Genomic DNA, 20,563 nt, shown 5'->3' on the forward strand with positions numbered 1-20,563 from the left:
CCCAGCGCGGGGCACACAAGCAGACCAGGCCGCATCGGACGGGGAGCCCGGACGTGGCCACAGTTCACGAGGGAGTTGTCATGACCGAGACCGTGGGGACGCCTGCGGACACAGCACGGCCGGGGCTGCGCGTGCGGCGGGTCTACACGACCGAGGGGGTGCACCCCTACGACGAGGTGACCTGGGAGCACCGCGACGTCGTCATGACCAACTGGCGCGACGGCTCGGTCAACTTCGAGCAGCGCGGTGTCGAGTTCCCCGACTTCTGGTCGGTCAACGCGACCAACATCGTCACCAGCAAGTACTTCCGCGGCGCCGTGGGCACCCCGGTCCGCGAGCACTCGCTGCGCCAGCTCATCGACCGCGTGGTGAAGTCCTACACCGAGGCGGGCGTCAAGCACGGCTACTTCGCCACCGACACCGACGCCGAGGTCTTCGAGCACGAGCTGACCTGGATGCTGCTGCACCAGGTCTTCAGCTTCAACTCCCCGGTCTGGTTCAACGTCGGCACCAGCTCCCCGCAGCAGGTCTCGGCCTGCTTCATCCTGGCCGTCGACGACACGATGGACTCGATCCTCAACTGGTACAAGGAAGAGGGTCTGATCTTCAAGGGCGGCTCGGGCGCGGGCCTGAACCTCTCCCGCATCCGCTCGTCCAAGGAGCTGCTGTCCTCCGGCGGCACCGCGTCCGGCCCGGTGTCGTTCATGCGCGGCGCCGACGCGTCCGCGGGCACCATCAAGTCCGGCGGGGCGACCCGCCGCGCGGCGAAGATGGTCGTGCTCGACGTCGACCACCCCGACGTCGAGGAGTTCATCGAGACCAAGGCGCGCGAGGAGGAGAAGATCCGCGTCCTGCGCGACGCGGGCTTCGACATGGACCTCGGCGGGTCCGACATCACCTCCGTGCAGTACCAGAACGCGAACAACTCCGTGCGCGTGTCGGACGAGTTCATGCACGCGGTGGAGTCCTCGGGCCGGTTCGGGCTGCGGTCGCGGACCACCGGCGAGGTCATCGAGCACGTCGACGCCAAGGGTCTGTTCGGCAAGCTGGCCAAGGCCGCGTGGGAGTGCGCCGACCCGGGCATCCAGTACGACGACACGATCAACGACTGGCACACCTGCCCGGAGTCCGGCCGGATCACCGCGTCGAACCCGTGCAGCGAGTACATGCACCTGGACAACTCCAGCTGCAACCTGGCGTCGCTGAACCTGATGAAGTTCCTCGCCGACGACGGCTCGTTCGACGCCGAGACCTTCGTCAAGGCCGTCGAGCTGGTCATCACCGCGATGGACATCTCCATCTGCTTCGCCGACTTCCCGACCGAGCCGATCGCCGAGACCACGCGCCGGTTCCGCCAGCTGGGCATCGGCTACGCCAACATCGGCGCGCTGCTGATGGCGACCGGCCACGCCTACGACTCCGACGGCGGCCGCGCGCTGGCCGCGGCGATCACCTCGCTGATGACGGGCGCCGCCTACCGGCGCTCCGCCGAGCTCGCCGGGGTCGTCGGCCCGTACGAGGGCTACGCCCGCAACGCCGAGGGCCACCAGCGGGTCATGCGCAAGCACGCCGCGGCCAACGACCTCGTGCGGACCTACCACAAGAACGACGCCGCGGTGCACCGCGTGGCGACGCGCGAGTGGCAGACCGCGCTGGAGGTGGGCGCGCGCAACGGCTGGCGCAACGCCCAGGCCAGCGTGCTCGCCCCGACCGGCACCATCGGCCTGATGATGGACTGCGACACCACCGGCATCGAGCCCGACCTGGCGCTGGTCAAGTTCAAGAAGCTGGTCGGCGGCGGCTCCATGCAGATCGTCAACCAGACCGTGCCGCGCGCGCTGACCTCGCTGGGCTACCAGGGCGAGCAGGTCGAGGCGATCGTGGAGTACATCGCCGAGCACGGCCACGTCGTCGACGCGCCGGGCCTGCGCCCGGAGCACTACGAGGTCTTCGACTGCGCCATGGGCGAGCGCTCCATCGCGCCGATGGGCCACGTCCGGATGATGGCCGCGGTGCAGCCGTTCATCTCCGGCGCGATCTCCAAGACGGTCAACATGCCGGAGACGGCGACCGTGGAGGAGGTCGAGGAGATCTACTTCCAGGGCTGGAAGCTGGGCCTCAAGGCGCTGGCGATCTACCGCGACAACTGCAAGGTGGGCCAGCCGCTGTCGGCGGGCAAGGGCGCCAAGGGCGCGGCCGAGCCGGAGAAGGTCGTCGAGTACCGCCCGGTGCGCAAGCGCCTGCCGAAGAAGCGCCCGTCGCAGACGGTGTCGTTCACCGTCGGCGGCGCGGAGGGCTACCTGCACGCGGGCTCCTACCCCGACGACGGCCTCGGCGAGATCTTCGTCAAGCTGGGCAAGCAGGGCTCCACCCTGGCAGGCGTGATGGACGCGTTCTCCATGTCGATCTCGGTCGGCCTGCAGTACGGCATCCCGCTGGAGTTCTACGTCTCGAAGTTCCAGAACCTGCGCTTCGAGCCAGCGGGCATGACCGACGACCCGGACGTGCGCATCGCCACCAGCGTCCTGGACTACCTGTTCCGCCGCCTGGCGCTGGACTACCTGCCCTACGACAAGCGCGCCCAGCTCGGCATCTTCACCGCCGACGAGCGCGCCGCGCAGGTGGCCAACGACTACAGCGGACAGTCCGATGTGGACCTGGAGGGCCTGCGCACCTCGGTCGACGCGACCCCGCGCGCGGCCATCGAGCCCGCAGAGGAGACCCACGAGGCGCACAGCTCGACGGAACTGCTGGAACTGCACCTGGGCAAGGCGGCCGACGCCCCCCTGTGCATGACCTGCGGCACCAAGATGCGCCCCGCGGGCTCCTGCTACGTCTGCGAGGGCTGCGGCTCGACCTCGGGCTGCAGCTAGCCGTCGCGAAGAGGGGGAGTCCGCTGGTCGGGCTCCCCCTTTCTCGTGCGCTCGTCGTCCTCGGGACCTAGTAGGATTCCCCGATCGGGCCTGGGGGTGAGGGATGAGTGATCCGGGCGGGTGGCGGCCGATCGCGCCCGTGCAGGTGGTCCAGGCGGGGCCGGAGCGGCGCAACTCGCCGTTCGCGTTGGTGGCGATCTTCGCCATGGTGCTCGTCGGGGTGCTGCTCATCGCGGTGGTCGGGCGGGCCAGCTCGGGAGGGTTCACCACCCTCGTCCACGGGTACGCGACCTCGGTCGACGCGGAGGTCGTGCCCAAGGAGGGGCAGGCGCAGGCGACGCTCGACACGCTCGCGCGCAATCCGCTGATGCGCCCCGGCTCGCCGTTGGCGCAGGTCGCGTGCGACCTCCCCGAGCTCAGGACGGACTCGGCCGGGCTGGAGGTGTACTACCGCCAGGCCATCGGCTGCCTCGACCAGGCCTGGGCCAAGCCGCTGGAGGCGGCAGGCAAGCCCGTCCGCTCGCCCGAGCTGACCGTGGCGGACAACCCCCGCGGCGAGTGCGGGTTCGCGCCCGACGAGGACGAGGCGGTCGCCTTCTACTGCGCCGGCGACGAGGTCATCTCCATGCCGCGCGCCCGGCTGCTCGACGACGCCGCCGACGACGCGGGCCTGCACCTGGCCGTCCTCGCCCACGAGTACGGCCACCACGTGCAGGCGCTCGCGGGCATCCTCGGCACCGCCGAGCGGCGGGAGCGGGCCGCGGAGGAGCAGGAGGAGCTGGAGCTGTCCCGCCGGGTCGAGCTGCAGGCCAACTGCTTCGCCGGGCTGTTCCTCGCCGCCGCCCGGGATCGCGGGGACATCGACGCCGACACCGCCGAGGCCGCCGTGGCCGGGTTCGCCTACGTCGAGGACTCCGACAGCCACGGCAGCGCCAACAACCAGCTGCTCTGGGCGAAGGCGGGCTATGCGGGCGAGTCCACCGCCGACTGCGACACCTGGTCGGCGTCGCCGTCCAGCGTCGCCTGACGCCAGCGGGTCAGCACCGCGTCCACCGTCTCCCGGATGCGCTCGCGCGCGACCGCGCGCGGCACTCCCGCCATGAGCATCGCGTCGTAGTCGGTCTCCTCGTGCCGGATGGCGGCGACGACGGCCAGCGTGACGGCGTGCTCGTCCAGCGCCTGCCCCGCCGCCGAGCGGCCGACCCGGCCGCTGCTGCGCACGCTCGCGTGCTCGGCGATCGCCTGGGCGCGGGCCGCGGCCAGTCCGGGGAACAGCTCCGCGATCCGGTCGGCGAAGGCCGCGGTGAACGCGAGGTCCTGCAGCTCGCGGCGGGCGCGGTCGCGGACGCGCCTGCGCTCGCGGGCGTCCTCGTCGGCCAGGCACTGCTCCTCGGCGGTCTCCAGCGCGGCCCGTTCGACCAGGGTGCCGCACCTGATGAAGCGTTTGCGCGGCTTGTGCCAGGTCATGACCACCGCGGCGAGCCCGCTGGCCGCGCGCGCCCGCCGGGTCAGCGCCGCGTCCCCGGACGGCAGGAACACGAGGTGGTCCATGTCCGCGCAGGCCAGGCAGACCGGCAGGTCGTCCTCGACGAAGTGGAAGTCGCCGGTCTCCCGGCAGAGCGAGCAGTGCCAGCGCTTGTCCGGCCGCAGCGCGACCGGGTCCGGCACCGCCTTCGCCTTGGCCTCGATGCGGGCGCGCCGGGCGGGGGAGAGGTCGGGGTCGGTCCAGTGCGTGCGGAACGGGCGGTCGTCGTCGCCGAAGCGCAGGGGGCGCGCGTCCAGCGTGGCGGCGACGTAGTCCACTTCGGACGAGTGGAGCCCGCGCGCCGACGCCCACTCGCGCAACAGGCCCACCGCCTCCGCGAGCCGTTCGGGCGGCACGGCGGCGACGGCGTCCAGCCGGGGCACGCGGCCCTGCCGCCACGACTCCACCGTCCGCGCCGACAGCCATCCCAGCCCGGTCAGCACGTCGATGGGCGCGACGGTTCCCTTGCGGCGCACCAGTTCCTCGGCGATGACGCGCACCCGCGTCGACAGTGCCGTCACGCTTCCTCCGCGAACGCCCGGTACGCGGGGCGCAGGTACTCCGTCAGCGGCCTGCCCCGCAGCAGCACCGGCAGCGGGTCAAGCCGGTCGAGCACGGCCCCCGGCGCGCCCGGGGCGGGCGGCGCGGGCGCGGGCGGCACCGGGCCCGCTGCCCAGAACGCGGCCGGGTCGTCCGGCAGCGGGTCGGGACCCGGTTCGGGGGCCACCGCGGGTCCGCCGCGACGGGCGCGCAGGCTGTCGAGCAGGTCCTGGCGGGACCGCCCGCGCCAGGCCAGGATCTCGAACGGGTCGGTGTCGAACGACTCGGCGAGCAGGTAGCAGGTCGCCGCGAGGTGCTTGCACGGCACCTCCCAGTCCGGGCACGAGCATTCCATGGAGAACTCGGCGAAGGAGTTCGGGAACAGCCGCAGCCCGATGCCCTCGAACACCTCCTCGATCCCGGTCGGCATCTCGCCCGCGAGCAGCTTGGCCAGGTACAGCGCCCGCCCCGCAAGCGCTTGCTCCACCTGCGCCCACTGGTCGGCGGTGAAGGCCTTGACCCCGATCTTGACCCGGTACGGCGCCGGTCGCGAGCCCTGCACGGTGGCGACGACGATGCTCGGCGACAGCGACATGCTCACGACCTGCCCCTGCCGGGCGTAGCGCTTGCCGCGCTCCAGCCTGCCGCCGAGGCCGAGCTCCTCCAGCACCTCGATGAACCGCCGCGACCACCACGTGCGCGCGATGTCGCCGCGCGTGCTGCGCGCGCGCAGGCCGTTCTCGACCTTGATCGTGCGGGTGGGCGCGTCGCGCCACCACTCGTCCTCACTCAATGACGGCCTCCGCGGACAGCGAGACGACCTCGCGCAGCTCCTCGGTCGACAGCTCCGTCAGCCAGTCCTCACCGGTGCCGACGGCGAGCCGCGCGAGCGCCTTCTTGCGCTCGATCATCGCGTCGATCTTCTCCTCCAGCGTGCCGATGCACATCAGCTTGCGCACCTGGACGTCGCGGCGCTGGCCGATGCGGAAGGCCCGGTCGGTGGCCTGGTCCTCCACTGCCGGGTTCCACCACCGGTCCAGGTGGATGACGTGGTTGGCGGCGGTCAGCGTCAGGCCGGTGCCGCCCGCCTTGAGCGACAGCAGGAAGATCGAGGGCCCGTCGCCGGACTGGAACCGCTCGACCATGGCGTCCCGCCGCGCTTTGGCGACACCGCCGTGCAGGAACAGCACCTCGGTGTCGAACCGCGCGGCCAGGTGCGGCACCAGCATCCCGCCGAACGCGGCGAACTGGGTGAACACCAGCGCCTTGTCGCCGTCGGCGATGACCTCCTCCAGCGTCTCCTCCAGCCGGGCGAGCTTGCCGGAGCGACCGGCGATGCGCGAGCCGTCGCCGAGGTACTGGGCCGGGTGGTTGCACACCTGCTTGAGCCGGGTGATCGTCGACAGCACCAGGCCCTTGCGCTGCACGCCTTCGGACTCGTCCACTTTGAGCAGCATGTCGTCGACGACGGCCTGGTAGAGCGAGGCCTGCTCGGCGGTGAGGTTGCACAGCTGCTTCATCTCGACCTTGTCGGGCAGGTCGCTGATGATCGTCGGGTCGGTCTTGACGCGGCGCAGCACGAACGGTCCGGTGACCCGCCGCAGCCGCGTGGCGGCGTCCTCGTCGTGGTAGCGCTCGATCGGCACGGCGAAGCGCGCCCGGAACCGGTGCACGGACCCGAGCAGGCCGGGGTTGGCGAAGTCCATGATGGACCACAGCTCCGCCAGCCGGTTCTCCACCGGCGTCCCGGTCAGCGCGATCCGGTGGCGGGCCGGGATCGACCGCGCGGCGCGGGACTGCCGGGAGGCGCTGTTCTTGATGTTCTGCGCCTCGTCCAGCACCACGCGGTCCCACTCGCGCTCGGCGAACCGGGCGCTGTCGCGGGCGAGCAGGTTGTAGGTGGTGATCACCAGGTCGGCGTCGACCTCGTCGAGCCTGCCCCGGCTGCTGCCGTGGTGGACGTGCACGCGCAGGTCGGGGGCGAACTTGGCGGCCTCCCGCTGCCAGTTGCCGACCAGCGACATCGGGCAGACCAGCAGCGTCGGCGGGCGCTCGGCGTCGGCGCGGGCCAGCGCCTCCAGCGCCAGCAGCTGCACCGTCTTGCCCAGGCCCATGTCGTCGGCGAGGCACGCGCCCATGCCCAGCCGGTCGAGGAAGGCCATCCAGGCCAGGCCGCGCTCCTGGTACGGCCGCAGGTCCGCGCCGAACCCGGCGGGCGCCTTCACCGGTTCGAGCCGGGCCTCCATGCGGCCGTTGAGCAGGTCGGCGAGCCAGCCGTCGCCGTCGATGCCGACCACGGGCGCGGGCAGCAGCGGGTCGTCGGGCGGCAGCGCGGCCAGCGCCATGATGTTGCCCGCGCTCGTGCTGCCCTCCGCCGAGCGCCGGATGAACTCCAGACCGGCGGCGAGCCTGCGCTGGTCGAGGTGCACCCACCGGCCGCGCACCCGCACCAGGGGCACCTTCGCGTCGGCCAGCGCCTTCAGCTCGGCCGCGGTGAGCGTGGACTCGCCGACGGCCATGTCCCAGCGGTACTGGACCAGCTCGTCGCGGCCCATCCCGCTCTTGCCGGAGACCACGCCCGGCGTGCCCGGGCTGGTGGTGGTCAGCTTGAGCCCGACCTCGGCGGCCGCGGTCTGCCACCACGACGGCAGCAGGACGCCGAACCCGGCCTGGTCCAGCTCGCCCGCGCGGGTGAGGAACGCGTGCGCGCCCGCGGTGTCGAGCGCGAGGCCGGTCGGGTGCGTGTCGTGCAGGGCGTCGTCGATCTCCGGGATGATCCGGCCCGCCCGCCCCAGCTCGGCCAGCAGCAGGTCGGCGGGCTGGGCGACCCAGCGGCGCAGCACGTTCGGCCCGCCGTTCCAGACCTGGCTGGCGGGCACCAGCACGCTGGGGTCGTCGGCGGCCTGGAGCAGGAACTCCACGGCCCAGGTCTCGTCGTCGCCGTCGGGGGAGTGCAGTCGGAAGCACGCGCGCACCGGGCCGTCGTGCGCGGCGCTCGCCCGCCACGTGGTGAGCGCGCTAGCCAGCCGTTCGGTCGGCAGGGCGGGCGTGCCCATGGTCGGGTCGCCGGACAGGCCCGAGAGCAGCGCGTGCGTGACGGCGGCCGCCTGGTCGCCGACCAGGCCGCCGGGCGCGAGGTCGAGATCGCCGATGCGCTGTCGGGCGATCGCGTCGACCAGGGTGTCCAGGACCGAGCTGAGCACGGTGCCCGCGGGCAGGCCGTCGCCGCCGACCTGCTGCGCGCGCAGCGCGGGCGGCATGGCCTCGCGCAGCCGGGCCAGTCGCGCGGAGTCCGCCCCGGTGGGCGCGGGCCGCCACCGGGCATGGCCGGACGACGTCACCGCGGGCAGCACCCGGCCCCGGCCGACCAGGTCCTCGGCGAACTCCCGCAGCGCGGCCAGGTAGCGCGCGCTCGCGCCGAGGCGGACGTCGTCGGGCTCGGGCACGGCGGCCGTGGTGGCCAGCCCGCCGACCAGCCACGGCCGCAGCCGCACGGCGCCGCGCTGCGCGGCCGCCGTCGCCAGCGGGTCGCGCACCAGCTCCGGCGAGGGCAGCGGGGCCGACGGGTGCGACGGCAGCAGCGCCCGCACCGTCAGCTCCGTCCCCTCGACGCCCAGGCGCTCGGCGAGTTCGGCGCCCGGGACCGCGAACGGGTGCTCGACGGCGCCCCGCGCGGCCTTGCCCGGTCGGCGATCGGGCCGCGCGGAGTCCTCGGCCCAGAGCACGACCTGGCCGTCGGCCGTGCCGAGGCAGTGCAACGCCAACACGCCGGTGACTGTACCCAGCGGCTACGACAACGAACGCAGCAGGAACTCCCAAGCCAGGGCGGACATGAAGGCGCGCTGCGCGTTGTCGGCCGCGGCGCCGTGGCCGCCCTCGATGTTCTCGTAGTACATCGGCGCGTGCCCCTGCTCGCGCATGCGCGCGGCCATCTTGCGGGCGTGCCCGGGGTGCACCCGGTCGTCGCGGGTCGAGGTGACGAACAGCACCGGCGGGTACTCGCGTCCACTTTGGACCAAGTGGTACGGCGAGTACTCCCGCAGGTACGACCAGTCGGCCGGGTCGTCGGGGTCGCCCCACTCGGCCATCCAGGACGCGCCCGCGAGCAGCACGTGGTAGCGGCTCATGTCGAGCAGCGGCACCTGGCACACGACCGCGCCGAACAGCTCCGGGTAGCGGGTCAGCATGACGCCCGCGAGCAGACCGCCGTTGCTGCCGCCCTGCATCGCCAGCCTGCCCGGCGGCGTCACGCCGCGGGCGACCAGGTCGCGGGCCACCGACGCGAAGTCCTCGTAGGCGCGCATCCGGTTCTCCCGCAGTGCGGCGCGGTGCCAGTCGGGCCCGTACTCGCCGCCGCCGCGGATGTTGGCCACCACGTAGGTCCCGCCGCGCGCGAGCCACGCGCGGCCCATGGCCGCGTTGTAGCCGGGGGTCAGCGAGACCTCGAAGCCGCCGTAGCCGTAGAGCAGGGTCGGGCCGGGGGTGCCGTCGGACACCACGAAGTAGGGGACCTTCGTGCCGTCGTCGGAGGTGGCGAAGTGCTGCTCGACGGTGAGGCCGTCGGTGTCGAACAGCGCGGGGGCCTGCTTGACGACCTCGGCGGTCCCGCCGACCGTGCCGTGGATCAGCGTGGTCGGCTGCAGGTAGCCGCTGGAGTCGAGGAAGTACTCGTCGTCGGCGTCCGGGTCGGTGTCGATGATGTGCGCCGAGCCGACCTCGGGCGCGCCGGGCAGCTCCGCGCGCGTCCACTCGCCCGGCGTCAGCACCTCGAGCCGGGTCTTGACGTCGCGCAGCTCGGTGAGGATCAGGTGGTTCCTCGTCCACGACCAGCCCTGCAGCGACGTGTGCGCGTCCGGCTCGAAGACGACCGCGATCTCGCGCCCGCCCGCCAGGAAGGCGTCGAAGTCGGTGGCCAGCAGCGAGCCCGCGGGGTAGGTGGTGTCGCCGACCGTCCACGCCGTGCGCGGGTGGATCAGCAGCCACTCCCGGTGCACCGACGTCGACGCGTCGTCCGGCACCTCGATGCGCACGAGGTCGCCGTTGGGCTTGAGCAGGAACTCCTCGCTGGTGAAGAAGTCCGGGGAGCGGCCGACGAAGTCGCGCACGAAACCGGGGGTGTGGTCGCGGTAGGCGAAGGCGCTGACGTCCTCCGGCTTGCCCTCGAACACCACCTCGGCCTCCTCGACCGGGGTCCCGCGCCGCCAGCGCTTCATGACCCGGGCGTAGCCGGAGGTGGTCAGCGAGCCCTCGCCGAAGTCGGTGCCGACGTAGACGTGGTCGGCGTCGATCCAGCCGATGCGGGTCTTGGCCTCGGGGAGGACGAAGCCGTCGGTGACGAACTCGCGGGTGCGCAGGTCGAACTCGCGGACGACGGTGGCGTCCGCGCCGCCGCGGGAGAGCTCCACCAGGGCCAGGTGGTAGTCCGGGCGCAGCACGCTCGCGCCCTTCCACACCCAGTTCTCGCCCTCGGCCGCGCCGAGCGCGTCCACGTCGAGCAGCACCTCCCATTCCGGGGAGTCGGTGCGGAAGGACTCCGGGGTCGTGCGCCGCCAGACGCCGCGCGGGTTCTCCGCGTCCTGCCAGAAGTTGTAGAGGTACTCGCCGCGCCTGCGCGGGTACGGGATGCGGTCGTCGGCGTCGAGCACCTCCCGGATCTCCCGCTCGATCGCGGCGAACCGCGCGCCGTCGGTGAGCGCGGCCGTGGTCTCGGCGTTGCGCTCCCGGACCCAGGCGAGGGCGTCGGTGTCGGTCACACCCTCCAGCCAGAGGTAGGGGTCGTCCGTGTTCGTCATGCCCGCCAGTCTGCCATCGGCGCGCTGACCAGCGCGGCGGTAGCGTGACCGGCGTGCACATCGGTTTCGCCGCGCCCGTGTCGGGCTCCTGGGCCACCCCGGACAACATCGACCGCGTCGCCGTGCGGTCGGAGGAACTGGGCTACCACTCGCTGTGGACGTTCCAGCGCCTGCTCTCCCCGCCCGACGGGAACTGGGGACCGATGTACCGCAGCGTGCTCGACCCGGTGTCCGTGCTCGCCTACCTCGCCGCGCGGACCTCGCGCGTGCGCCTCGGCGTCGCGGTGGTGAACCTGCCGTTCTTCGCCCCGCCGCTGCTGGCCAAGCAGCTCGGGACCCTCGACGTGCTCAGCGGCGGCCGCCTCGACGCCGGCCTGGGCATCGGGTGGGCCGAGGAGGAGTACATCGCCGTCGGCGCCGACCGGCGGGCCCGGGGCAGGCGCGCCGAGGAGTACCTGCCCCTGCTGCGCCGCTTCTGGACCGACCCGGTCGTCGAGCACTCCGGCGAGTTCTACACGGTGCCGCCGACCAGCATGGACCCGCGCCCGGTGCAGCCCGGCGGCCCGCCGGTCCTGCTCGGCGGCACGGCCGAGGCCGCGCTGCGCCGCGCGGGCCGGATGGCCGACGGCTGGGTGAGCAGCAGCCGCGCCGACCTCGCCGAGATCGGCGCGTCGATCGAGGTCGTGCGCGCGGCCGCCGCCGACGCGGGCCGCGACCCGGCCGCCCTGCGCATGGTGTGCCGGGGCGTCGTCGTGGTGGGGGAGCGGCGCAAGCCGCTGACCGGCTCGCTCGAGCAGATCCGCGCCGACCTGGGCGACCTCGCCGCGCAGGGGGTCACCGAGGTGTTCGTCGACCTCAACTTCGACCCGTCGATCGGCTCCCCGGACGCCGACCCCGCCGAGTCGATGCGCCGCGCCGAGGACGTCATGGCGGCGCTGGCCCCCTGATCCACTCGATCGGCCTAGAAACCCGGTCGCGCCCGCGACGACTCCCCTGGGGAATCCCCAGGGAGGTCGTGGATGCGCCGCGCAGTGGTGTTGTTGGTGTTCGGGATCGCGGCGTCCGCCGTCGTCGGGCCGTCGGCCTCCGCCGCGCCCCCGCCCGCCCGGTTCGCGGGCGCGGTGGACCACCCCACGGGCAGCAACCCGTTCCGCGTGGCCCTCGGCGACCTCGACGGCGACGGCGACCTGGACACCGTCACTGCCGACGCCAGCGCGGGCACGGTGTCCGTGCTGGTCACCACCGGGTCCGGGGCCGCGCCCGCGGTGTCGTACCCGGCGGGGCGGAGCCTGTCGGACGTCGCCGTCGCCGACGTGACCGGGGACGGCAGGCCGGACGTGCTGGCCACCGACAACGTCGCTGGCGTGGTCGCCGTCCTGCGCGGCAACGGCGACGGGACGCTCGGCGCCCCGCGCGGGTTCGCCAGCGGCCCGATCCCGCAGGGCATGGCGGTGGGCGACGTCACCGGGGACGGCCGCGCCGACGTGGTCACCGCCAACGTCGGCGCCCCGACCGTCTCGGTCATGGCGGGCCGCGGCGACGGCACCTTCGCCGCGCCCGTCCACCACGCCGTCGCGGGCACGTCGTTCGGGGTGGTGATCGCCCGGCTGGACGGCGACCAGGTCCCGGACCTGGCCGTGGCCAACGTCGGCGTGAACAGCGTGTCGGTGCTGCGCGGGGTCGGCGGTGGCGGGTTCGCCCCGCACACCGCCGTGGCGGCGGGCGCGCAGCCGTTCGCCGTGGCGGCCGCCGACCTCGACGCCGACGGGCGGACGGACCTGGTGACGGCGGACGCCGCCGGGGCCACCGCCTCGGTGCTGCGCGGTCGCGGCGACGGCACCTTCGCCGCGCGCGTGGCCTACCCGGTGGGCCAGTCGCCGCGCGGGGTCGCCGTCGCCGACCTCAACGGCGACGGTCGGCCCGACCTGGCCGTCGCCAACGCGGTGTCCGGCTCGGTCTCGGTGCTCCTGGGCGTCGGCGACGGCACCCTCGCCGCCCGGTCGGACCTGCCCGCGGGGCCGGGCGCCCAGGGCGTCCGGGCTGCGGACCTCACCGGGGACGGGGTGGCCGACATCGTGGCCGCCAACTCCTTCGGCAACCATGTCTCGATCCTGCGCAACACCACCGAGATCCGCGCCGACCTGCGGGTCGGCCTGACCGCGAGCGGCGTCACGTTCACCCTGTCGGCCACCGCCGATGGCGCGTTCACCGCGGCCCGGTTGCGGCTGACCTACCCGTCGTTCCTGCGCTCCCCGGTGGCCCCGGACTGCGTCGTCGACACCAGGGCCAGGACCGTGACCTGCGACATCGGCGCGCTGACCAGCGGCGCGACGGCCACCCGCACCGTCCGGCTCTCGGCCGCCTTCCTGGCGTCCGGCACCGGCGACGTGGTCCTGACCAGGGTCAGTTCGACGCCGGGGGACGTCAACCCGGCCAACGACACCGCCGCGGTCACCTGCCGGGCGGTGCTCGGCGGGGTGAGCTGCTAGTCCCGCCAGCCCCGCAGGTCGACGCCCTTGGCGACGTCCACCCGCACCGCGAGATCGAGGTCCGCGCTGGCGCCGGGGGCCAGGTCCAGACGCCAGGTCACGCGGCCGAGCTCGTCGCGCTCGGCCGGTTCCGGGCGCAGCGTCACGTCGCGGACGACCACCGACTCGTGGCGCGAGACCGGGACCTGGTCGACCACCGCGACGCGGGCCTGGCGCGGGCTGTGGTTGGTCACCGTCGTGCGGTACGCGGCCTCCAGCCTGCGGGTCCCACCGAGCACGGCCTTGCCCGTGGAGCGGCGCACCAGCTCGCGCTCGACCCGGACCCGGTCGTCCACGCCCAGGGCCAGCTCCAGCTCCTCGCCCGGCGCCCAGGCGTCGAGCCGGGTGGCGCCGACGTACTCGGCGTCGTGGAACAGCGCGGCCCGACCCGGGCGCAGCGTGTGCTCGCTGGTGTTGACCGCCGTCGCCCGCAGGTAGACCTCCGGCCCCTGGACCGGCGCGGTCACGTGGTCGACCCGGGCGTCCAGCTCGAGCGCGGCCACGGTGGCCCGGTGGGCCGAGCCGTCGGCGGGCACGGCGACCGGACGGCGCGGGCGGTAGGTGTTCGCCGTGACGCCGTGTTCCACGGCGGCGGTCTCGGCCGCGACCGCGGCGGGGGCGGGCATCGCCATCGCCGCGCCGTACCCGCCCCGCATCTTCGGGCCCGCCGCGGCGGGCATCGGCACGACGGGGCTGAGCACGTCGAGGAACCAGGGGGACAGCTCGGGCACGGAGACCCCCGCGGTCGGGCGGGCGGTGGACAGCGCCAGCTCGCACTCCGGCCAGTCTTCCCCGGTGTGCTGCGTGACCAGGGCGAACCAGGCCAGCGTCAGCCGGTCGCCGGTGAGCCGCACGTCGTAGCGGGACTCCCAGTTCGCGCCGTCGACGACGTAGGACACCTCCAGGTCGACGTCGCCGTCGCCGGACAGGTCGACCGCGACCGCCATCAGGTCCGGGTCGGACGAGCGCTGGGCCAGCAGCCGCTGCACCTCGTCCCGCTCCTCCAGCACCCGCTCGCGGGCCGTGGCCAGCTCGCGGCGCTCGCCGAGCACCCTGGCCAGCTCGCCCGCCAGCCCCTCGCCCGCGGCGGCCACCCTGGCCGCGTCCGCCTCGCCGCGGGCCACGGCCTGCGCCAGGGCCGTCGCCGACCGGCGCGCGACGCCCGCCAGCAGGTCGGCGCGGGTGCCGAGCACGGTGTCGGTGTCGGCGATCTCGGCCAGCGCGGCGTCCAGCGCGTCGGCCCGCTCCCGCAGGTCCGGCGCGGTGGTGGGGCGCGCGTGCGGCTCGGGCGCGACGTCCACGCCCAGCACGGTCGCCGCGCCCGTGCCCGCGACCCGCACCGAGTCGGGGTGCAGCAGCGTGGGCAGGCCGGTGACCAGCACGCGGGCGTCCCCGCCCGGCAGGCTCACCCGGCCGCGCCTGGTCACCCTGGCCTGTCCGGGGTAGACGGTCACGGCCACGATGGGGGCGTCGAGTCGGATCACGCGCACGAGGCTACCCCGTTCCGGGTGGTCCTCAGTGGACCATCCGGTCGGACCCTTGACAGTGACCGTCGCCGAACGTGAGGGTGCAGATCGTTCCTGTCGTACCCTGCCGACTTGGAGACCGATATGAGACGCGCGCGATCCGCCGTCATCGCCGCACTGGTCTGCCTGCCCCTGGTGCCCGCCACCGCGCACGCGGACCCGCCCGCCCCCGTCTTCGTCGACGGGCAGGCACAGCCCGTGTTCAGCCCGACCGACGTCGTCCGCGAGTCGCTGTGGGTGACCGCGCCCGTGGACAGCGACCGCGACGGGCACGACGACAAGGTCTACGTCGAGGTCGTCCGCCCGCGCGCGACCGAGGCCGGTATGAAGGTGCCGGTCGTCTACCAGGCCAGTCCCTACTACTCCGGCGGCAACGACGTCCCCAACCACAACGTCGACGTCGAGCTGTACGTGCCGGGCAAGCCGCGTCCGCACGCCGGTCGCGGCGAGATCGTCTCGGCCGTCGGGCCGAGCCCGGCGATCACGTGGCGCTACGAGCAGTACTTCACCGCGCGCGGGTTCGCCGTGGTGTACGCCGAGTCGCTGGGCACCGGCAAGTCCACCGGGTGTCCCACGACGGGTGGCCGCAACGAGACCATCGGCGCGCGCTCCGTCGTGGACTGGCTCAACGGCCGCGCGGAAGGGGCGGACGCGAGCGGCGCCGCCGTCTCCGCCGAATGGAGCACGGGCAAGGTCGGCATGATGGGCGTGTCGTACAACGGCACCCTGCCCAACGCCGTCGCCTCCACGGGCGTGGAGGGGCTGGAGACGATCGTGCCCATCGCGGCCATCTCCAACTGGTACGACTACTACCGCTCCGACGGCGCCGTCGTCGCCGCGGGCGGCTTCCAGGGCGAGGACGCGGACGTGCTCGCCGAGTACGTCTACACGCGGGAGGACCGCGACGTCTGCCGTCCGGTCATCGAGGAGCTGCTGGCCGAGCAGGACCGCGTGACCGGCGACTACAGCCACTTCTGGGACGAGCGCAACTACCTCAACGACGTGCACAAGGTCGAGGCGTCCGTCCTGGCCGTGCACGGGCTTAACGACTGGAACGTGAAGACGCGCCAGGTCGTGCAGTGGTACGAGCTGCTCAAGCGCCACGGCGTCGAGCACCGCATCTGGCTGCACCAGTTCGGCCACTCCGACCCGTACAACGTCAACCGCGACGCGTGGCTGGTACTGCTGAACCGGTGGATGTCGCACTACCTGTACGACGTCGACAACGGCGTGGAGAGGGAGAACAAGTCCACGATCCAGCGCGAGGACCGCACGTGGGCCGAGGAGGCCGAGTGGCCCGCGCCGGGGACGCGTCCGGTGACCGTGCACCCAATCGCGGGCGGCGACACCACCGGCGGGCTGGCGGTGCGCAAGGGCAAGGGTCGCGAGACGGTGGTCGACGACGCGACCAAGCGCGCCGAGGACCTCGCCGCCGCGGCGACGTCCCCGCACCGGCTGTCCTACGCGACCGGGGCGCTGGCCACCGACCTGCGGATCAGCGGGACCGTCCGGGCGGACCTGCGGCTGTCGTTCAGCCGCCCGGCGGCGAACGTGACCGCGCTGCTGGTCGACCGGGCGCCCGACGGCTCGGTCAAGGTCGTCACGCGCGGCTGGGCCGACCCGCAGAACCGGCACTCGGAATGGCGGACGTCGCCGGTCAAGCCCGGCCACGCTTACAACATCCGGGTGAACTTCATGCCCGACGACTACGTCTTCCGCGCCGGACACAGCCTCGGCGTCGTTGTCCTGTCCAGCGACCACGACTACACGCTGCGGCCCAGGCCAGGCGCGGAATTCACCGTCGACCTCGGGCGCAGCGCCGTCACGCTGCCGGTCGTCGGCGGCCGCTCGGCGCTGCACGACGCCCTCGGTTAACCCACTGTTGGAAATCTGCCCACCGTCGGATTGCTTGGAAGGTCTTCCACAAACCGGGTCCTCCGTGGTCGGATCGGCTGTCTTCGCGAGTTATCGGAGGTGGCTGATGAGCAGACTGTTATCCATCGCGGGCGCCGTCGTCCTGACGGCGGCGTTCCTCCTCACCGGGGCGAACGTCGCCGCGGCGGCGCCCGCGTTCCAGTTGCCCTTCCCCTGCGGGCAGGTGTGGTCCGGGCAGACCCGGACCAACCACAGCCCCGCCAACGCCATCGATTTCAACCGCACCAACGACGACGGCGACCCGGTCGTGGCCAGCGCGGGCGGGCGGGTGAGCCGGGTGGAGAACACCGGGGCCACCAGCTACGGCCGCTGGATCGAGATCGACCACGGCAACGGCTGGCGCAGCAGGTATGCCCACCTGTCCAGCCAGCGCGTCTCGGTCGGCCAGTCGGTCACCCGCGGTCAGACGATCGGCAACGTCGGCTCGACCGGCGGGTCGAGCGGCCCCCACCTGCACTTCGAGCAGCGGCTCAACGGCGTGGCGCAGAAGATCGTCTTCAACGGCGTGCAGGCGTACTACTGGGGGACGAAGAACTACACGAGCCAGAACTGTTCCGGCGGCGGCAACCCGTACACGCCCGAAGAGGTCTGCGGCAGCGGCTACTCGGTGATCGATTCGGCCGCGCTGGGGACGGCGGGGCGCGTGTACCTGTTGTACAAGTCGGGCTACAACTGCGTGGCCACGATCAAGCACGTGTCGGTCGGATCGCCCTCGCCGGTGTCGGCCTTCCTCGAGGTGCAGGGCGGGACGCGGACGACGGATTCCGGCTCGTTCTCCTACTACGCGGGGCCGGTGGTCAAGTCGGCCGCCAGCAAGTGCGTGAAGTGGGGCGGCTCGGTGGGGTCGGCGTCCTACGCCAGTCCGTTCGAGCACTGCGGCTGAACAGGATACGGATCGGCCCGGTGCGCCGGGCCGATCCATCCACAGGGGACGGTTATCCACAGGCGGCCGGGTTCCCCTGACGCGCTTGGGGTTCGGGCGGCCACAGTGGAAGCATGACGACAGCACTCGACCCGACCCTTCCCCTCGACGACGGCGGCGAGTTGGTGGCCGCGATCCCGCACCTGCTGGGCTTCCACCCCACCGACTCCCTCGTCCTGATCACCATGGTCGACGCCGGTATCGGCGCGATACTGCGCATCGACCTGCCACCGCAGCGCTATCGCGCTCAAGTCGCCGACCACCTGGCGGCCCTGTCCGCGTCCCACGGCGCGGAACGCGCGGTGGCCGTGGTGGTGGGCGGCTCCGGCAGCCCACCGGACCTGCTGCCCCACCGCCCCCTGGTCAGCGAACTCCGCCGCGCCTTCCGCAAGGTGGAGATCCCGGTCGACCACATCGTCTGGGTCCCGGAGATCGAACGCGGCCTGCAGTGGTGCTGCTACAACCACCGCAGCTGCGCGGGCACGGTCCCCGACCCCGACACCTCCGCCCTGGGCGTCGGCATGCTCGTCCGCGGCGCGGTGAAGTACGCCAGCCGGGAGGCCCTGGCGGCCACCCTCACCCCGGATCCCCCGGAAGTCCTGGAACGCCGCGAACTCCTGATCGACGCACGATCAGGCTCCCTCCCGGACAAGTCCGTAGTGGACAAAGCCCTGGACGTCTTCGAGATCGAGCCGGACGAGGACCCCATCGCCCACTACGACGACATCGTCCTCGACATGTACCACGTCCACGCCCCACCGGCGACCGACCTTCCCCAACTGGACGAGGACACACTGGTAGACCTCGCAACGGCCCTGTACGACACCGAAACCCGCGGCCACTGCCAACTGATCGCCGTAACCCCCCGCGCCGCAGCAGGCGAACGCCTGTGGACCTACCTGACCCGCGCCCTCCCCGCCCCCGACCGAGCCGAACCCGCATGCCTCCTCGCGGTCTCGGCCTACCTCCGCGGCAACGGCTCCCTAGCCCGAGTCGCCTTGGACGTGGCCCTGCAAGCCTGCCCCGGCCACACCCTCGCAGGCCTCCTCACAGCGGCTTTGGACGGAGCCATGACCCCACTGGAACTACGCAACATCCTCTTGAAGGCAGGTGATACCTAGGAAACGCGCGACCACCCAGGCGAGGCGCAAGGCCAAACGCCAGCCGCCGCCAAGGCCAACCGCAACCGGCCGCCCACCCAGGCCCATTCACCAGGGCCCGCCCACCCGGGGCCCGAGCAACCCGGCTCGCCGAACCCGGCTCGCCGAACCCGGGCAACCCAACCTTGGACAGCCCACACCCGGTTTGCCGAACCCGGGTCCGCTGGACTTGGACGTGGGGATCACGTCGTCTTTGGTCGAGGTCAGCCACACCCGGTCTGCCGGACCCGGTTTGCCGGACTCGGTTTGCCGGACTCGGTTTGCCGGACCTGGTCTGCCGGACCTGGTTTGCCGGACTCGGTCTGCCGGACTCGGTCTGCCGGACCTGGTCTGCCGGACCCGGTTTGCCGGACTCGGTCTGCCGGGCCTGGTCTGCTCGACGGTCTGCCGGACTCAGGCTGTCGAAACCCGAGCTGCCGGACCCGGCCCGGCCAAACCCGGGCAGTCCAACCTTGCCGCCCGACCAGGGCAGCGGGGCCTGGGTCGGCCCAGCCTCGACCATGCCAGCCTCGGTCCACTTAGGCACGATCCGGTTCGGCCTTGCGGGTTGAATTTGTTGGTTCGTCCGCGCGGGCTAGGACCTGTCGGTTGTTCCCGGAGCGACCGGTCGGCTCGTCGCACCCCGTTGCAGCCAGTGCGGAGTGTGGTGGTCGCTGGCTTCACCGTCGGTGGCACCTCGGGCGTCGGTCGCTGTGGCCGTTGCTCGGCTGTGCGGATCGGCGGGTTTCCTTCGCCTGCGCCACCATCAGGGCATCACCCCGGCAGGCCCGCTCGGCCACGCGAGTGGCTAGGCCAGGTGGGCCTGGGTGAACTCCCACGCGTCGGTGATGATTTGGGGGAGGGCGGTGCGTTCGGGTTTCCAGCCTAGGTGGGTGGTTGCGGCGGCTGAGGAGGCCACCAGCACTGCTGGGTCGCCGGGCCTGCGGGGGGCAAACTCGGTCGGGATCGGGTGGCCGGTGATCTCGCGGCAGGTCTGGACGACCTCGCGGTTGGAGAAGCCGGTGCCGCTGCCGAGGTTGAAGATGCGGTGGCTGCCCGTCTCGGCGTGCTCCAGGGCGAGTTGGTGGGCGTCGGCGAGGTCCACCACGTGGATGTAGTCGCGCACGCAGGTGCCGTCGGCGGTGGGGTAGTCGTCGCCGTAGATCGACAACTTCTCCCGCTTGCCGGAGGCGACCTGCAGCACGATCGGGATGAGGTGGGTCTCGGTGGTGTGGCGCTCGCCGTAGCGGCCGTACGCGCCCGCGACGTTGAAGTAGCGCAGGCTGACCGCGGCCAGGCCGTGGGCGGCGGCGTAGGAGGTGATCGCGTGGTCGATCGCCAGCTTCGTGGCGCCGTAGGTGTTCGTGGGGCGGGTCGGGGCGGTCTCGGGGATCGGGACCGCGTCCGGCTCGCCGTAGGTGGCGGCCGTGGAGGAGAAGACGAGCCGTGGGGTGCCCGCCGCCCGCATGGCGTCCAGCAACTTCAGGGAGGTGACCACGTTGCCCGACCAGTACTTGGCCGGGTCCTGCATCGACTCGCCGACGAGGGATTTGGCGGCGAAGTGCAGCACGCCGTCGAAGCCCTCGGCGAGCAGTGACGGGGCCGCGTCGCCGATGTCGGCGCGCACGAACCGGGCGCCGTCGGGGACCGCGTCCTCGTGGCCGGTCGACAGGTCGTCGACCACCACGACCTCGTGGCCCGCCTCGACCAGGCGCGCGGCGCAGACGCTGCCGACGTATCCGGCGCCGCCGGTCACGAGCAACTTCACGGTGGGTCTCGCCTT

Annotated in this window: 13 protein-coding genes; 7 read left to right on the forward strand and 6 right to left on the reverse strand. The window is 72.8% G+C overall.

Annotated elements, in window-relative coordinates:
- The first annotated feature begins 80 nt into the window (after positions 1 to 80).
- Both Actkin_RS08255 and Actkin_RS08260 read left to right on the forward strand, forming a co-directional pair.
- Positions 81 to 2,873 carry a vitamin B12-dependent ribonucleotide reductase gene (locus Actkin_RS08255; protein ID WP_189213263.1) on the forward strand — a complete coding sequence of 931 codons (2,793 nt, stop codon included), beginning with the start codon at positions 81 to 83 and terminating at the stop codon, positions 2,871 to 2,873.
- A 103-nt stretch (positions 2,874 to 2,976) separates the two neighbouring features.
- The gene (locus Actkin_RS08260; protein ID WP_258906574.1) at positions 2,977 to 3,900 is read left to right on the forward strand and encodes a neutral zinc metallopeptidase; all 924 of its coding nucleotides are present in this window, start codon (positions 2,977 to 2,979) and stop codon (positions 3,898 to 3,900) included.
- Here the strand turns inward: Actkin_RS08260 and Actkin_RS08265 are convergent.
- The 4 genes from Actkin_RS08265 to Actkin_RS08280 are packed head-to-tail and all read right to left on the reverse strand — an operon-like array spanning position 3,837 to position 10,730.
- The gene (locus Actkin_RS08265; protein ID WP_258906575.1) at positions 3,837 to 4,919 is read right to left on the reverse strand and encodes a DUF2293 domain-containing protein; all 1,083 of its coding nucleotides are present in this window, start codon (positions 4,917 to 4,919) and stop codon (positions 3,837 to 3,839) included. The two genes, Actkin_RS08260 and Actkin_RS08265, sit on opposite strands and share 64 nt — an antisense overlap.
- The gene (locus tag Actkin_RS08270) at positions 4,916 to 5,731 is read right to left on the reverse strand and encodes an SWIM zinc finger family protein (protein WP_258906576.1); all 816 of its coding nucleotides are present in this window, start codon (positions 5,729 to 5,731) and stop codon (positions 4,916 to 4,918) included. The genes Actkin_RS08265 and Actkin_RS08270 overlap by 4 nt, the downstream gene beginning before the upstream one ends.
- Positions 5,724 to 8,705, reverse strand: coding sequence for a DEAD/DEAH box helicase (locus Actkin_RS08275; protein ID WP_258906577.1), 2,982 nt, complete (start codon positions 8,703 to 8,705; stop codon positions 5,724 to 5,726). The genes Actkin_RS08270 and Actkin_RS08275 overlap by 8 nt, the downstream gene beginning before the upstream one ends.
- Positions 8,706 to 8,726: 21 nt before the next feature.
- Positions 8,727 to 10,730: a prolyl oligopeptidase family serine peptidase gene (locus tag Actkin_RS08280; protein ID WP_189213258.1), complete on the reverse strand. Its 2,004-nt coding sequence runs from the start codon at positions 10,728 to 10,730 to the stop codon at positions 8,727 to 8,729.
- A 53-nt stretch (positions 10,731 to 10,783) separates the two neighbouring features.
- Between Actkin_RS08280 and Actkin_RS08285 the strand changes: the two genes are divergently transcribed.
- Complete coding sequence (locus tag Actkin_RS08285; RefSeq protein WP_189213257.1) at positions 10,784 to 11,677, forward strand: LLM class flavin-dependent oxidoreductase; 894 nt, start codon at positions 10,784 to 10,786, stop codon at positions 11,675 to 11,677.
- A gap of 72 nt (positions 11,678 to 11,749) precedes the next feature.
- Positions 11,750 to 13,219: an FG-GAP-like repeat-containing protein gene (locus Actkin_RS08290; protein WP_258906578.1), complete on the forward strand. Its 1,470-nt coding sequence runs from the start codon at positions 11,750 to 11,752 to the stop codon at positions 13,217 to 13,219.
- Here Actkin_RS08290 and Actkin_RS08295 read toward each other — a convergent pair.
- A complete protein-coding gene (locus tag Actkin_RS08295) occupies positions 13,216 to 14,742 on the reverse strand; it encodes a mucoidy inhibitor MuiA family protein (RefSeq protein WP_258906579.1) in 1,527 nt (508 codons plus the stop codon). The two genes, Actkin_RS08290 and Actkin_RS08295, sit on opposite strands and share 4 nt — an antisense overlap.
- Before the next feature lie 126 nt (positions 14,743 to 14,868).
- Here Actkin_RS08295 and Actkin_RS08300 point away from each other — a divergent pair, with 126 nt between their 5' ends.
- From Actkin_RS08300 to Actkin_RS08310, 3 genes are all read left to right on the forward strand, one after another.
- Entirely contained in the window at positions 14,869 to 16,659 is a 1,791-nt protein-coding gene (locus Actkin_RS08300; RefSeq protein WP_258906580.1) for a Xaa-Pro dipeptidyl-peptidase, read from the forward strand.
- A gap of 106 nt (positions 16,660 to 16,765) precedes the next feature.
- Positions 16,766 to 17,602 carry a M23 family metallopeptidase gene (locus Actkin_RS08305; protein ID WP_189213254.1) on the forward strand — a complete coding sequence of 279 codons (837 nt, stop codon included), beginning with the start codon at positions 16,766 to 16,768 and terminating at the stop codon, positions 17,600 to 17,602.
- A 113-nt stretch (positions 17,603 to 17,715) separates the two neighbouring features.
- Complete coding sequence (locus Actkin_RS08310) at positions 17,716 to 18,762, forward strand: DUF4192 domain-containing protein (RefSeq protein WP_258906581.1); 1,047 nt, start codon at positions 17,716 to 17,718, stop codon at positions 18,760 to 18,762.
- An 826-nt stretch (positions 18,763 to 19,588) separates the two neighbouring features.
- Here Actkin_RS08310 and galE read toward each other — a convergent pair.
- A complete protein-coding gene (gene galE, locus Actkin_RS08315) occupies positions 19,589 to 20,548 on the reverse strand; it encodes a UDP-glucose 4-epimerase GalE (RefSeq protein ID WP_258906582.1) in 960 nt (319 codons plus the stop codon).
- Positions 20,549 to 20,563: the final 15 nt, after the last annotated feature.

The sequence above is a fragment of the Actinokineospora sp. UTMC 2448 genome, assembly GCF_024760565.1.
Taxonomy (GTDB): Bacteria; Actinomycetota; Actinomycetes; order Mycobacteriales; family Pseudonocardiaceae; genus Actinokineospora; species Actinokineospora fastidiosa.